The sequence below is a fragment of the Fictibacillus nanhaiensis genome (genome assembly GCF_042686385.1).
GTDB classification, from domain to species: Bacteria; Bacillota; Bacilli; order Bacillales; family Fictibacillaceae; genus Fictibacillus; species Fictibacillus nanhaiensis.
Window position 1 is genome coordinate 2,123,516 of the sequence record NZ_JBHUPF010000006.1, and the last position, 14,252, is coordinate 2,137,767.

The 14,252-nt window shown below is 37.2% G+C and carries 17 protein-coding genes, 1 tRNA gene and 1 pseudogene; 5 read left to right on the top strand and 14 right to left on the bottom strand.

The genetic code is table 11. The annotated features are described in order from the left end of the window. Positions 1-11: 11 nt before the first annotated feature. Complete coding sequence (locus ACFS5O_RS14465) at positions 12-956, bottom strand: DMT family transporter (protein WP_205726244.1); 945 nt, start codon at positions 954-956, stop codon at positions 12-14. 86 nt (positions 957-1,042) lie between these two features. On the opposite strand from ACFS5O_RS14465, the gene ACFS5O_RS14470 reads away from it, so the two are divergent. After that, positions 1,043-1,867 (top strand): GDSL-type esterase/lipase family protein, encoded by an 825-nt coding sequence (locus ACFS5O_RS14470; protein ID WP_205726243.1) that lies wholly within the window; start codon positions 1,043-1,045, stop codon positions 1,865-1,867. Here ACFS5O_RS14470 and ACFS5O_RS14475 read toward each other — a convergent pair. Next, the gene (locus ACFS5O_RS14475) at positions 1,849-2,256 is read right to left on the bottom strand and encodes a group-specific protein (protein WP_205726242.1); all 408 of its coding nucleotides are present in this window, start codon (positions 2,254-2,256) and stop codon (positions 1,849-1,851) included. The genes ACFS5O_RS14470 and ACFS5O_RS14475 overlap by 19 nt on opposite strands. Positions 2,257-2,400: 144 nt before the next feature. Between ACFS5O_RS14475 and proC the strand changes: the two genes are divergently transcribed. Beyond that, entirely contained in the window at positions 2,401-3,240 is an 840-nt protein-coding gene (gene proC / locus ACFS5O_RS14480) for a pyrroline-5-carboxylate reductase (RefSeq protein ID WP_205726241.1), read from the top strand. 130 nt (positions 3,241-3,370) lie between these two features. On the opposite strand, the gene ACFS5O_RS14485 is transcribed toward proC, so the two are convergent. Continuing rightward, the gene (locus ACFS5O_RS14485) at positions 3,371-4,027 is read right to left on the bottom strand and encodes a GDSL-type esterase/lipase family protein (RefSeq protein ID WP_205726240.1); all 657 of its coding nucleotides are present in this window, start codon (positions 4,025-4,027) and stop codon (positions 3,371-3,373) included. A gap of 159 nt (positions 4,028-4,186) precedes the next feature. On the opposite strand from ACFS5O_RS14485, the gene ACFS5O_RS14490 reads away from it, so the two are divergent. After that, positions 4,187-4,588 (top strand): hypothetical protein, encoded by a 402-nt coding sequence (locus tag ACFS5O_RS14490; RefSeq protein ID WP_205726239.1) that lies wholly within the window; start codon positions 4,187-4,189, stop codon positions 4,586-4,588. A 19-nt stretch (positions 4,589-4,607) separates the two neighbouring features. On the opposite strand, the gene ACFS5O_RS14495 is transcribed toward ACFS5O_RS14490, so the two are convergent. The 11 genes from ACFS5O_RS14495 to ACFS5O_RS14545 all read right to left on the bottom strand — a co-directional run bounded on the left by ACFS5O_RS14495 (position 4,608) and on the right by ACFS5O_RS14545 (position 11,574). After that, on the bottom strand, positions 4,608-5,816 hold the full coding sequence (locus ACFS5O_RS14495; protein ID WP_205726238.1) for a DUF2515 family protein: 1,209 nt from the start codon (positions 5,814-5,816) through the stop codon (positions 4,608-4,610). Between the two features lie 88 nt (positions 5,817-5,904). Next, positions 5,905-6,477 (bottom strand): DUF502 domain-containing protein, encoded by a 573-nt coding sequence (locus tag ACFS5O_RS14500; protein ID WP_205726237.1) that lies wholly within the window; start codon positions 6,475-6,477, stop codon positions 5,905-5,907. 20 nt (positions 6,478-6,497) lie between these two features. Continuing rightward, complete coding sequence (dat, locus tag ACFS5O_RS14505; protein WP_205726236.1) at positions 6,498-7,364, bottom strand: D-amino-acid transaminase; 867 nt, start codon at positions 7,362-7,364, stop codon at positions 6,498-6,500. Positions 7,365-7,569: 205 nt separating this feature from the next. Then, complete coding sequence (locus ACFS5O_RS14510) at positions 7,570-7,821, bottom strand: hypothetical protein (RefSeq protein ID WP_205726235.1); 252 nt, start codon at positions 7,819-7,821, stop codon at positions 7,570-7,572. 91 nt (positions 7,822-7,912) lie between these two features. Beyond that, a complete protein-coding gene (nadE, locus tag ACFS5O_RS14515; RefSeq protein ID WP_205726234.1) occupies positions 7,913-8,734 on the bottom strand; it encodes an ammonia-dependent NAD(+) synthetase in 822 nt (273 codons plus the stop codon). A gap of 52 nt (positions 8,735-8,786) precedes the next feature. Beyond that, on the bottom strand, positions 8,787-9,161 hold the full coding sequence (gene kapB / locus ACFS5O_RS14520) for a kinase-associated lipoprotein KapB (RefSeq protein WP_205726233.1): 375 nt from the start codon (positions 9,159-9,161) through the stop codon (positions 8,787-8,789). Beyond that, on the bottom strand, positions 9,158-9,475 hold the full coding sequence (locus tag ACFS5O_RS14525; RefSeq protein WP_205726232.1) for a hypothetical protein: 318 nt from the start codon (positions 9,473-9,475) through the stop codon (positions 9,158-9,160). Before ACFS5O_RS14525 ends, kapB begins: the two co-directional genes overlap by 4 nt. Before the next feature lie 140 nt (positions 9,476-9,615). Beyond that, positions 9,616-10,524, bottom strand: a complete 909-nt coding sequence (gene trhO / locus ACFS5O_RS14530; RefSeq protein WP_205727273.1) for an oxygen-dependent tRNA uridine(34) hydroxylase TrhO — start codon at positions 10,522-10,524, stop codon at positions 9,616-9,618. Positions 10,525-10,660: 136 nt separating this feature from the next. After that, positions 10,661-10,735 (bottom strand) — tRNA-Arg (locus ACFS5O_RS14535). Positions 10,736-10,814: 79 nt separating this feature from the next. Further along, a complete protein-coding gene (locus ACFS5O_RS14540; protein WP_066394065.1) occupies positions 10,815-11,189 on the bottom strand; it encodes a DUF2203 domain-containing protein in 375 nt (124 codons plus the stop codon). Positions 11,190-11,289: 100 nt separating this feature from the next. Beyond that, complete coding sequence (locus ACFS5O_RS14545) at positions 11,290-11,574, bottom strand: hypothetical protein (RefSeq protein ID WP_205726231.1); 285 nt, start codon at positions 11,572-11,574, stop codon at positions 11,290-11,292. Positions 11,575-11,762: 188 nt separating this feature from the next. Between ACFS5O_RS14545 and ACFS5O_RS14550 the strand changes: the two are divergent. Next, a pseudogene (locus ACFS5O_RS14550) lies at positions 11,763-12,502 on the top strand (DUF6081 family protein). Between the two features lie 139 nt (positions 12,503-12,641). Continuing rightward, positions 12,642-14,099, top strand: a complete 1,458-nt coding sequence (locus ACFS5O_RS14555; RefSeq protein WP_205726230.1) for an amidase family protein — start codon at positions 12,642-12,644, stop codon at positions 14,097-14,099. Positions 14,100-14,252 lie beyond the last annotated feature (153 nt).

Sequence of the window (14,252 nt, forward strand, 5' to 3'; positions counted from 1 at the left end):
GAAAAAGGCTCTCACCCTTTTTTTACCATGGGACCTGGTGTAACTGGTGTCTTAACCGGAGCTGGAGGTGAGCTATTCTTCTGTTTTCTCGTATTTTGCAGGAAGTAGTAAAGTCCGGCTAATACGATAACGCCTCCACTCCATTGGGAAAGAGTTAGTGATTCATCCAGTATTAGAAAAGCTAACAAAGTGGCACCAACAGGTTCTCCTAAGATTGCCATTGATATCGTAGCAGCCGTAACATATTTTAGTAACCAGTTGAATAATACATGTCCAAAAACAGTTGGAACGATTGCAAGCAACAGAAAAATTCCCCACTCTTGCTCAGAATAACCAGTCATCGATATACCCAAAGTAAAATTGTAGATTCCAAATACAATGACCGCTATCAAAAATACCGAAAAACTATAAAGCGTAGCAGGAAATGTTCGAAGAAGCTTTTGGCCGATCAACATATGGGCTGCCACTACAATCGTACCTAGAATCGATAAAAGATCTCCTTGAATATGTTTTGCAGAGATGCCAATGTCTCCCCACCCAATCATAATGGCACCAAGAATGGCAACCACCATCCCTATAATCGCAGCTTTAGACGTTTTTTCCCGAAACGCTATGTATGCTCCAATCATTACAAATACAGGCTGTAGGGAAAGTAGTATCGTTGAACTTGCTACGGTAGTTAATTTCAATGATCCCATCCAAAACAAGAAATGAAGAGCTAGAAAGGTTCCTGATAAAAATAATAAGCAGATCTCATGCCAAGTTATTTTTTTCAATAAATAAACTTGTTTCCAAACAAAAGGGAACATCATGATCAGTGTAAATAATAATCGGTACATCCCTTGTACAGAGACTGGTGCATCAGACCATTTAACAAAAATGGAAGAAAACGATATTGCTACAATCCCTATTATTAAAGGTATAAATACAGGTATCTTTAAAGAATGGTTATTCAAGTTGTCACCTTTCACTTTCTAGGCATATTTATGTTATTATCAATAACTAATACTTTTATTAAACCTTTTCATACAGGAGGATATATATGAAGAAAAGATATATGATCTCCTTGTTTGTTTTGCTGTTGGTTATAAGTGCGGTTGGGTGGTATTACTATCCACAATATAAAATAAGCCAGATTAAAAAAGAATCTGTGATCGACCACAACGCTTCCTCAGATTCTAAGCAGATCACTTATCTCGATCACCTTAAAAATTCTCCAAAAACAACATTTAATCACCTTGTACTAGGCGATTCTGTTGCTGAAGGTAGAGGCTCTGAAGAAGGTGGTTTCGCCACTAAAGTAAACGATAACCTCCAGAACTTAACAGGGAAAACCTTTGTTCTTGAAAATCAAGGTGTTTCCGGGTTTACGAGTCAAGGATTATTGAATCAATTGGAGATTTCAGCCGTTCAGCAATCTGTCGAAAAAGCAGATATCATTTCAATTAATATTGGCGGTAATGACCTTGTACAAATAGCAAAAAAACAGGGCCCTCTAAAAGCGATACAAAGTTATGATGATGTTAAAACTGAGTATCAGCAAAATTTAAATGACATTTTCGAAAACATCAGGAAGCATAACCCTAATGCGATAATTGTATTAAATGAATTATATAACGTTGTAAATGCCGAACAGAAATATTACCCCGCTACTGAAAAACTTTTAAATGATTGGAATCTAATCGCCTATGAAACAGCACTTTCACACAAACCAGCTCTAGTAGTTCCTGTTAGTGATGCCCTTCAAACAGAAGATATGGATAAATGGCTTTTTGATTCCATCCATCCAAACGAAGAAGGATACGATCGAATTGCAAATAAAACCGTTACAACCTTTCAAAATCAATCTTACAAAGAAGCGCAATGAGGTACAGAAGAACTGCATAATGAAGGCAGTTCTTCTACTACCCCATTCCAATGAATGATCTCTGGTAGAAAATAAAATGTAGTGGCTTCTGTTAATTTGTTTAACACACCTTCTGGATCATACAAGATTACGGTTTTCTTATTCCCTAGAGCAATACCGAGTTCTGTATGACACCCTTTTCCTCCAGGCAAGATTACGATCGTTATGTCAGCTTCCATCACTGCTTCATATTCTTTCTTACCTATTTCAGCCAAATCCTCTTTCGTCTCAGCCCTAGCGTTTAGCGTCCAATCATAAGTCAGCTGCCATTGAAGATTCTTTTGTAAGTCATCCCCTATCCTTTTTACAAGCTCTTTATTTTGAAAACCTGAAGCCACGTAAAATTTCATTCTTATTCCCCCATTCATTTCCTTATTCCTTATGTAAAAATCATATTACAATCAGATGGAAAAGAACATAACGACTTGCATAAATTTGTGAAGATGTTAACATAGTACTTTATTGATAATTAAAATCATTGAAAGAGGGGTTGCATGTTAAAATATAGAAATATTGCGTTTATCGGTGCAGGTTCGATGGCAGAAGCAATGATATCAGGATTGATCAATAAGGCTGGAATTTCTCCTAATCGAATCATAGCCGCGAACCACAGTAATGAAAACAGAAGATTAGAACTAACCAACAGATATAACATTACAACAACTTCAGTTCGAGAACTCTCATTAACAAATACAGATGTGATTATTCTTGCGGTAAAACCAAAACAAGCGGAAGAAGTTCTTCAACAACTTAGACCCGCACTTCAAGATCACCATGTCATTTTATCCGTTCTTGCCGGAATTTCAACTACGTTTATAGAAGAGATCATCGACAGATCTTTACCTATCGTTCGCGTGATGCCTAATACTTCAAGTATGATTGGTGAATCCATCACAGGTATTAGTGCCGGAAAGTTTGTGAAGAATGAAGATTTGGATTTAGCTCAAGAATTATCGAAAGCAATCGGTAAAGTGAAAATCATTTCCGAAGAACAGATGGATGTTTTCACTGGATTAGCCGGTAGTGGACCAGCATATTTTTATTATCTACTTGAACACATGGAAGATGTTGCTGTTGAAAACGGACTCGATCGTGAACTAGCTCGCGACATTGCTGCGCAAACACTTTATGGTGCTAGTAAGATGGTTATGGAATCTAATGATTCTCCTTCTGAACTCAGAAAGAAAGTAACTTCACCCAACGGTACGACAGCTGCAGGTCTCGAAGCACTTGCAGAGAATGGCGGTGGAGTCGCCATTGAAAAAGCAGTGGAACATGCTGCAAAACGATCTAAATCTCTCAGGAAAGAATTTGAAAAAGTCCCAGTTATGTAAATAAACTTTGAAAAGGAGCTGTCCTAATTGTGACAGCTTCTTTTTTTGTTTAGGGGCATCTTTTATTATTATAAATTATATATAACGCTAACGGTACGTGAAATTATTGTAGGTCGAAAATATCTCTTTATCACTCGATTTCAGTGAATCCTAAATCAAACAAAGAAACCGCTATTACTTGATAGCCTTTCTTATTGGGATGGATCGTATCAAAACATACTAGCTCACTTTCTCTACCCACAAACACACTATATAGATCAGCTACTTTTACATAAGGCATCTTCTCATAACTTTTGATCAATTCGTTAAACATGTTGACCCATTGCATAGCTTTACTCCATTTAAAATACGGGTTATATAGCGTGCATATTCGAATGATAAACGGATCAGTTGAATTTCGTTTTATTTTATAGATTTTCTTAAAGATTCTGTTCAGATTTTTTTTGCATTTTTCAAGTGCGTGGTAGATCAAATCTTCTTCTTTCGTAAACATATATTTAAAAGCCGCTTGTATGAGATCGTTGCCGCCTGCTGTAATCAAAATGATTTTTGAATCCTTAATCGACCGCTTGATCTCTTTATCTTGTAAGGAATTTAATATTTCTTCGGACGTTGTTCCCGTGACTGCAAAGTTATTCACTAAGATTTGCTTATCAAATGTGGTTTGTGTAAAGTTTACATACCTTCCAACATATCCTTTACCGAACACTGGTGCCCCTACTCCAACAGTTAAGGAATCACCAATCGCGGTTAACAACCATTCATATGAAGTATGATCATCAGACATAAATCCCTTATCCTCCTTTTCGAAGCACACATTTTTATTATTAAAATATGATGTGTTTTAAATTTGGACAGGGCGTTTTCATCACTTCCACGAAAGGGTTATGTCCCTTTTTCATTCGTTGAATATATATATATAGAAACTATTATGAGGTGATTTTTTTTGAAAGAGAAATCTGTAAGAATGTTCCCATATGGCGGATACGACCCTTTTACTACACCTACTGCAAAGGGATATGCAAATAGCCAAACGGTACCCGGCAGACCGCCATACGCTCCTGCAGCTCAAGCTCCAGCTATGCCACAACAGCAATATTCACAAGGATTCACTCAACAGCCTTTCATGCCGTATATGATGCCAATGATGCCCCCTGGTGGGATGCCACATCCTATGATGCAAGGTATGCCTTTTCAGCAGCAGCAAACGCAAGGCAGTCAAAGTTCGATGGGCATGATGCCAAACAATCAAGGATCCGGACTAAACTTTGGAAAAATGATGGGCGGAGCTAATCAAGTTATGGGCCTAGCACAGCAAATGGGTAACATCCTTTCCTTTTTTAAATAGAAGCCTTAATCAAAGGTTTCTATTTTTTTTTGAGCAACTGATAAAACCGGTTAACTAGAAACACAGATTCTATTTTGTGAAGACCAGACCAATACGCCATCCAAGTGGATGGTGAACGTCTATCGACTAACTTCATCATCTTTATCACGTACTCTTCATCATCAAACCAATCTGAGAAAGGATGGGGTCCATGAAATGTATGCTTCCATACATCCAGAAGAAATGGACTATATATTTTTTTCGTTTTTTTCGTTTTAAAAAAAGAGAGCTTTTCTTTAGGGAATTTATCAGGAGGAGAATAATAAGCTGTAAAGCTATCGTGATCATAATCACATCGTGATCCCGTATGAGAAAATGTATTCGCAAATCTGTGTATCTTCGTTAAAAATTGTGGCTGAAATAATGCGGAATATAAATTCTGCCCTAACCGAATTCTTTCGTCCAGATTTTTAAAATGGTTCATGTTTCTTCCTATCGAACGTTTCAAAGGCCATGTAGGAAACAAGATTTGAGAAAGCTTCAGCCATTCTTGAAGTCGATATGTGATCGATTCTAATAATTGTTTATACTCCTTTGTTTGAACAAGCGCTTTTTCTATATGACTCTGTTCATTAATAATTTGTGCGACAGGTAATAAAAAACTCCGATCTTCTCGCCGAAAATAAACCTCCCAAACTCCTTCTATAAATGGCGAAACATTAAAATGATGACTTAGATGAAACAAAGATATCCCCGTTTTTTTACTTTCTTCATACAAAAGCAATTGAGGGTAAGCATCCTCGAAAATCAAACTGTTTCCTTTCTCAAGCATATCGTATAATTTCTCTACAAACGTCTCCTGAAGAATATGTGGTAAGTACTCACCTTTTAGATCACTCATAAAATATCCAGCATTTCTTGAGACCATATGTGCCAAGAATGACCATGTGATCTCAGGATGTTGGTTATAAAAAGCTAAATAGGCTGCAGTACGCGTAATGTTATTCTTGTTGTTGCGTTTTGTCTCCGACCTGATTCTTTGAACTAATTCTTTATTATGGCTTTGAACATTTATCTTAACGCCATCACTTCTTCTTTTTATTCTCTTCCACTCATCTTGGAGTAAGGTCTTCTGAACTTCACTTAGTTCCCAAACTACTTTTTCTCTATGAAAAAAAGGAATAGCGTTTAAAACCATTTCAAACGGGAGAAGTGTTAATTTTGTAAATAGACGTTTAGAAGTTATCAATCTTAACACCCTCCTTTTCTAACAATGTATGAAATAAAGCAACGAAAAACACCCTTTCCATTACAAGGGTGTTTGTTCATTAGCTAAATTATTTTATTGCGACGCCACCCGATAATAAAAACTTCATGGCCTCTTCAGGTTTTATATCAAGAACTTTGATCTTGTTCTTTGGGACTAAAAAAGTAAAGCCGGCAATCTGAAACGTTTGAGGGATGTACACCGCAACGTGATCTGCTAACTCGTCACTTAAACTACATACATCTTCAGTCGTAACAAAACCAACACTTTTTAAGTTCAGTTCAGGATATTCGATCAGTACAACTTTGGAGAAAGATCTTTTCTCGCCAAACAGAGAATGGATCGTATCTTTTATTACAGAATAAATCGTCTTCACAAATGGTGTCTTCTCTAGTAAACGATCAATGAGACTAAATATTTTTCCTGATACATATTGCGTAGACATCCAGCCTAAGACCGTGATCAGTACGAGCGTTGTGATGAGTCCGATCCCAGGAATATAGTCTTCTTTTAAAACATCTTTTAATAAGTTCCCAAGGATGCTATCTAAGAATCCAAAGATCTTATAAACCATATAAACCGCTAACACGATCGGAAGGATGGTCAAGAGTCCATTAATAAAGTATTTGAGTATTTTTTTCATGTTTTCCCCTACAATTAAGACTAGTTAACGACAGAAGTATTCTTTTTGATCTGTTTTTTAAAGTGGTCTTGTAGTATTTGAGTAACAGGACCAATAACGTATGATTGTTTCTCTGAGCCTATAAGTTTTGTGACAGGTGTCACTTCCATCGTTGTACTTGTAATGAACACTTCGTCTGCCTTTAAAAGTTCCTCTACAGAAAAGGCTTCTTCTATAACGGAGATCCCATTTTCTTGTGCTAATTTAATGACGATCTGTCTCGTGATACCATTTAAGATCAAATTGGTACTCGGATGTGTTTTCAATGTTCCATTTTTTACGATGAAAACGTTGGAAGAAGATCCTTCAGTTACCGTTCCATCTCTGTGCTGAACCGCTTCTTGACAGTCAAAATCTGCAGCTTTCCGTTTTGCCATCACGTTACCAAGAAGGTTTAAGCTCTTAATATCGCATCGTAGCCAACGAATATCTTCTGTTAGATACGTGCTGATTCCGTTCGCTTGAGATTCAGCGATGTTTTCAAGTGAAACGGATTTTGCAAAACCTGTAACAACGCTTTGCATATTTCTTTCATATAGATGATTTCTTGGTGCTACTCCACGCGTCATCTGAATATAGACCATTCCATTTTCGATGTTGTTCTTACTGATCAGTTCATCTGTAAGGTTTTTAAACGTAGAAACATCATACGGCATCGCAAGTTCTAGTTTCTCTGCACTTTGTTCAAACCTCGCAAAATGCTCTTTAAACGCAAAAGGTTTTTTGTCATAAACAAACACCACTTCATAAATCCCATCTCCGAAATGGTAGCCTCTGTCTTCTGGATCAACTGGAATTGATCCGTCTTTAATAATTTGATCATGATACAAAACGTATGAATTTTCCATGATTTTACCACCCCATCTACATAATATGTATACAATTGAGCTTTCATCTACTTTAAATGAAAAAGAGAATGCCTTCAAGAGTCACTTTGATCATTGAAGCTTTTGAGTGTAGATGATTATCATTTCAGGTTTCTCCCTTTCCATGGGGAAGACGAAGTACCAACAATCATACAAAAAACCGCTCTTTATAAGCGGTTTCTTTCTATTATTGCTTTACCGTTTTGACGACTTTATGATTTTCTACTGTTACTATATATAGTTCTTTGTCCATTTCGATCAGAAAATCATTATCATATTGTTCTTTTAATTCTTCTTCAATCTTAAAAGGTTTCTTAAAATGCTCGTCGATAACATTTAATTTATCTTTTCTTTCGTTCTCACGATTGATGGTATCATATACAAAATATGCTAAAAATATGACACCTAATGAGATGATGATCTTCGCCGTTTTACTCAAAGTTATGTATCCCCTTCCCCTTTATTCCAAGAACAAGTATAACCTAAAAAAGACAAAACAAAAACACCTGGTTTTCCAGGTGTTCTCTGCATTACTTCCACCATGTATCATGGATGGAAGCAGGATGATTTCTCTTATGCATGGTTTGAAGATATCTCTTTTCAATTTTTTCTTTAGATTCTAAAGACACTTCTTTACCCTCTAGATAATCATCAATTTCTTCATAAGTTACCCCAAGTGCTGTTTCATCAGGAATCAACGGCTTGTCATCTTCAAGGTCAGCTGTCGGGACTTTTAAATAGATGCGTTCTTCTGCACCTAGTTCTTTTAGCAACTCTCTTCCTTGTCTTTTATTTAATCCGTATAGTGGAACGATGTCACATGCTCCATCACCATGTTTTGTAAAGAAGCCGGTTATCGCCTCTGCTGCATGATCTGTACCGATAACCAAACATTGATAAGCACCTGCAATGTCGTATTGTACTTTCATTCTTTCACGGGCTTTCGTGTTCCCCTTGAGAAAGTGAGAAAGTTCTTTTTCGGTCGCCTTCATAAACGCACTTACAGATGCGTCAACTGCTGGTTTAATATCTACTGTTAAAGATACATCTGGCCCAATGAATGTAAGAGCACGCTGAGCATCTTCTTCATCTTTTTGAACACCATACGGAAGCCTAACTGCAACAAATGTATATTTTTCTCCTGTTTCTTCTCTAAGCTCGTTCATGGCAATCTGAGCTAATTTTCCGGCGAGACTTGAGTCTTGTCCACCACTGATGCCGAGGACATACCCCTTCGCACCCGATTTTTTTACGTAATCTTTTAAAAATTGAATTCTTGATGTAACCTCTTCTTTCGCATTAATTTTAGGTTCTACTTTCAACTCTGTAATAATCTGTTTTTGAAGTTCCAATTCTATCGCCACCTTTTGGTCTATATTTTCTCTTTCCACTGTCTATCCATTTTTAATCAAACTTATAATCTTTTTCTAATGAATACAAACATTCCAATGAACGTTTTGCCCATGGGCTATCGTCCTCTTTCAGTTCCTTTATGTATTGATCTAAGGCTTGTTTTAGAGATTCTTTGTACGGGAGAAGTTCACCATCAAAGTTTTTTACCGTATGTACGGGCACCCATGTTTTTTCCTTGTAACTTAGAGCTCTTCTTTCCTGAAAAAATGGGACTTCTGCTTGTTTAGGATTATGAAGATCACCTTGCCAAGGGTGTTTTTTTACTGCAAGCACTTCAAACAACACCATTTGATTCCGCTCTTCTCCCGCTTTCCCAATATATTGCCCCGTTTTATAACTTGCGATAACAAGATTATCGATGGTCATCTTTTTATTGTCTCCTTTATCGCCTGAATTTCATTAGACACGACAAAGGCAAGGTCATCGTTACCAAACATCGATAAAACTTGAAGTACGGTATCATGAGGGATGTGCTCTGCTTCTTCGATTGAAACCGTTTGTTCGAGCATATGCATCACATAGTCATTATTACTTTGGTCTGGGTACGCTTTAAGATAGACCGTTTTAGGATCGAGCTTATTATTTACACACCATTGAGCATAGATGATGATCATCATACCTTCATCTTTTTGATAATTACTTATCACTTGTTTAGAAATATCGTTAGCTTTATTATTCAACTCTATCACCTCTTTAACACTCTATTATCTGTTTTTGCATCCGTTTTGTTTTCCATGTTTGATATAAAAGTTATGACTATATACCGTTAACTTTAAAACAGGAAAATAAAAAAAGCCAGTATAATCACTGGCTTTATAGCTTAAACGGTTTGTTGTTCTTTTTGTTCCGTCTCATAACGGTTGCGCGGGTGATCTAAACATTCTTTCGAACAAGAACGCTTATGTTTCACTTCACACTCCGTACAGCAAACATGTTGTTTATTACATTCTGGGTTTGCGCAGTTCACATAACGGTCTTCTGTTTTTCCGCAATAATAACATGTAGCGATCACTACATCTTCTTCTGTACGGTTTACAGGAACTGAGATACGTTCGTCAAACACGTAAAGTTTACCGTCCCAAAGCTTACCTTGAACTTCTTCGTCTTTACCGTACGTTACGATCCCGCCCTCAAGCTGTGATACATCTTGAAACCCTTCTTGTAGAAGAAAGCCTGAGAACTTTTCACAGCGGATACCGCCGGTACAATATGTTAAAACTTTTTTATCTTTAAACTGGCTGATGTTTTCGCGTACCCATTTCGGAAAATCTCTTGATGCTTTTACATCTGGACGGATTGCACCGCGAAAATGACCGATCTCATATTCATAGTCGTTACGACCATCGATTACGATTACATCATCGTCTTGCAGCGCTTCGTAAAATTCTTTTGGAGATAAACGTTTACCTGACAATTGATTCGGATCAACATCATCTTCAAAGCGCCAAGTTACGAGCTCTTTTTTATGACGAACAAACATCTTTTTAAATGCATGTTCTTCAACCTCATCTATTTTAAAAACAATATCTTCAAATCGCGGATCTGATTTTAGATGATCCATGTAGATCTGAGTCTGTTCATACGTTCCTGACACGGTTCCATTGATTCCCTCAGGAGCAACGATTATCCTGCCTAGAAGACCTAAATCTTTACAAAACTTTAGATGCTCGTCTTTGTAGCTCTCTGGATCATCGATCGGAACATACTTGTAATACAAGAGTACTCTCATTTTTTCTGACACAATTAATCACCAACCTGCAACGTTAGTTTATTTTTGTGACGCCAAATAAAAAACCACCGGTCCCAATTGCCTTCCCCGTGGTGAGTACCGGTCTAACCGATATTCTTAGTTATTCAATTGGAAGTGGCGCGCCCACCAGGATTCGAACCCAGAATACGAGAGCCGAAATCTCGTGTGATATCCATTTCACTATAGGCGCTAATTACGTCACGAATAATATCATAAGCTTTTTTTGAGAATAATACAAGTGTTATTTACATGAAATCCATAAGCTAACCTTAATTTACCAAATGAAGTGAATCTAAGTTTTCTTCAACACTCTCATAGACGGTGATAACGGGTTCTTCAGGATGCCATTTAAACACACCTTTTTCTCCATTTAGGATAGCTGGAAAGTGGAGCGTCGATGAGAAGGCATCTTCAAACCAAACTCCATGAGACAAAATATTTGAAATGAACATTTCAGCTTCAAGCTCCATAAATTGAATTCTTTTTTCCCAAGCCGCTTTTTCCTCAGCATTCAATTGAGGCTCGACCTGCTGAAAGGATTCATACCACAAGTCAAACTCTCTTTGTAGATTATGTAGTGAATCAAACTCTTTTGAGAGGACCGGAAGCAATTGATTAGCTTCTTCTAATGTATAACGCTTCATTACATCGTTCTCCTTCATCTTCTTGTTCGTATTATAACAAAAGAGAAATACTTTGCACACAAAAATGACAAGAAGAAAACCTTTTGGGTTCACCAAAAGGTTAAACGGTAACACATATATCTTTCTTTGGATTCTTTAAGTCTAAATAAAAATCCCTGACTGTTTCATCTTCAAGAAGTTCTGGAAAATCTCTTCGATATTCTGAACTGATTAAGATTTGCTCAACAAGATCTACAGATCCTCTTCTAAGCAGAAGCCTTAATGTCAACCATTTATCCCGTTTTGATTTAAGGTGGAACTTCGTAATAAACAACATGATTCTATCTCCGCTTGAGAACGTTTTTTCCTTTTCTTTTCGTAAATTAATTTGAGATACCGTTTTCATAGAGAACACCCTCCCTTTAATTTGCGAGCTCTTAATACCATTATTATTCAGTTTTTTCTGAAATATACTTGTCCATCCTAGAAATCTAGTTTTTTGTGGACGGGTATTAATAGAAAAGCCAGCATTTGCCTCATCAATCTTAATTTGATTAAATATGTGTATAAGCAATTAACTAGGAGCTGTGTTTAATGAAAAAAAATCAAAATGAATTCGTGCTCAGCAATTTCCATTCTATCCTGACTGAATCAGAAACGTGGAAGATCGGAGGATTTCCTCTTCCAGATGGATCCTTCCATGAATTTAGAGAGCCTGAGGCAGTGGTTATCGTTCGTAATGACGAGCTATATGTTAGAGTAAATCCATTCACTAAATCCCACCCTTCTGTTCAGTTCTTAGATAATGCAAAACACATGTATTATTCAAATGAACCGATCAAAGTGCCACAAGACGGAACCGTTTCTTTTCAATGGAAAATGCGTTCACGTCCGATCGGAACAAATGCGAATGATCTGTATGACGGTTTTGTTTCTGTAAACTTATTGGACTTTACTACTGGAGCTGCATTAGATTTCTTTGCAGGAAACGATCAATACGCAAGCGTCTATGCTGTGCTTCCATTCCCAGGAGTGTCAGTACCTGAAACAGAAAAACGAGATACTTTTGTATCTTTAAAGAAGAACAAGAATTCAATCAAAGAGAATGGAACGATTATCAGATCTCCTATAACCGATCAGCTGATGAAGTAAAGTTTTTAGTGAACGGACATATCGTTCGAACAGAAAAAGATGTGCCGATCAAGTTTAATGAGTTCACCGTAGCGTTAGGACTTATGACCGAGAAAGACTTATCACCTGATGGAAGTACTTCACTTCATGGTCAAGGGATTATCGGTGAATGGTCTCCAATGAAAGTATCTTTCAGTGAATAATACAAAAATCGGCTTAAAACCTTAAAGGGCTGCATGATGCGGGCCTTTTTTTATTTATTCTATAAATACTTTGAAAATTCCTTTTTTTGCGACAGTTTTATATAATAAGTAATGAGTAAATAAGAGAGGAAGCGGCATAATGTCACAAAATATCGTGTTAGATTTAAATGAGATCACACTTGAAAAAATACAGCATCATTATGAGAACGGTGATCTAACATCTCGTGAACTTGTAACTTTTTATCTAGATCGTATTTCTACATACGATAAACAAGGACCAAAGATCAACTCTGTTTTAGAAATCAACCCCGATGCTTTGTTCATTGCAAAAAGTCTCGATATTGAAAGACAGAACGGAAATGTTAGAGGACCCCTACACGGAGTGCCCATCCTCATAAAAGATAATATCGACACCTCTGATCAGATGCATACGAGTGCTGGATCTTTGGCTTTAGAAAACCATTATGCCAAAAGTGATGCTTTTCTCGTTAAGAAATTGAGAGATGCAGGTGCAGTCATCATCGGAAAAGCAAATATGACGGAGTGGGCGAACTTTATGGCATACAATATGCCAAACGGCTTTAGTTCAAGAGGAGGTCAAGTATTGAATCCATACGGACCTGGAGTGTTAGATGTAAGTGGATCTAGTTCTGGCTCAGCGGCAGCGGTAGCAAGTAATTTTGCAACTCTAAGCATAGGAACTGAAACCTCAGGCTCAATCCTATGTCCCGCTGGAAATAATAACATCGTAGGAATTAAACCCACTGTTGGCTTAGTCTCTCGATCCGGTATCATTCCCATTTCAATTAGTCAAGATACTGCAGGTCCTATGGCACGCAATGTTAAAGATGCTGCGATCCTCTTAGAAGCAATCCAGGGTAATGACCCACTAGATCCTGCAACATTAGCCGCTCCAAACGAGATGAGATATATAGAAGGGCTAGAACAAGCCACGCTGAAAGGAAAACGATTCGGGGTATCGTACGAATTTTGTATAAAGCATTTAAATCATACACAAAGATCAGTCTTCGATGAAGCATTAAAGCTCATAGAGGATGAAGGTGGAGAAATCATATATTTGGAACAGATCTCTCCTTTAGAGAAAAAGGAATCTGATTATAAGGTCCTCTTACACGAATTCAAGTCTGGACTAAACCATTACTTACGTACCGTTTCCACAGATATTAAGATCTCCTCTTTATCAGATGTTATAAATTTTAATGAACAAAATAAAGAAAGATGTTTAAAGCACAATCAAGAGCTTTTGATAGAAAGTAACGCGACTGACGGAACTTTAACAAGTCCAGAATACCTTAAAGCGAAATTAAACGATCTTGAGATGACACAGAAAAAAGGAATAGATCTTGTCATAGAAGAGAACAACTTGACTGCCATAATCAGTCCAAATGATGTCTGGTACGGTATTCCCGCAAAAGCAGGATACCCTTCTATATCTGTTCCCTCAGGGTTTGATGATGATGGCATGCCGTTGAGCGTAATTTTTACCGGAGAGGCATACTCCGAGAAAAAACTGATACAAGCCGCTTATGTTTTTGAACAGATTTCGCAAAAGAGAGTTCCTGTAGTATTTCAATAGAATTTATTTGAAAGCAGTTGATTTCCCTTTTCAGATACTCGCTTTTAGCGGGATAGACGGTAAGCCGCATTTTTTCGTTCACTTTGAGTGTCTCACCTATCTACTTGCAGTGACTAACCCCTCAAGATCAAAGAGTTACATCGACCATTAAGG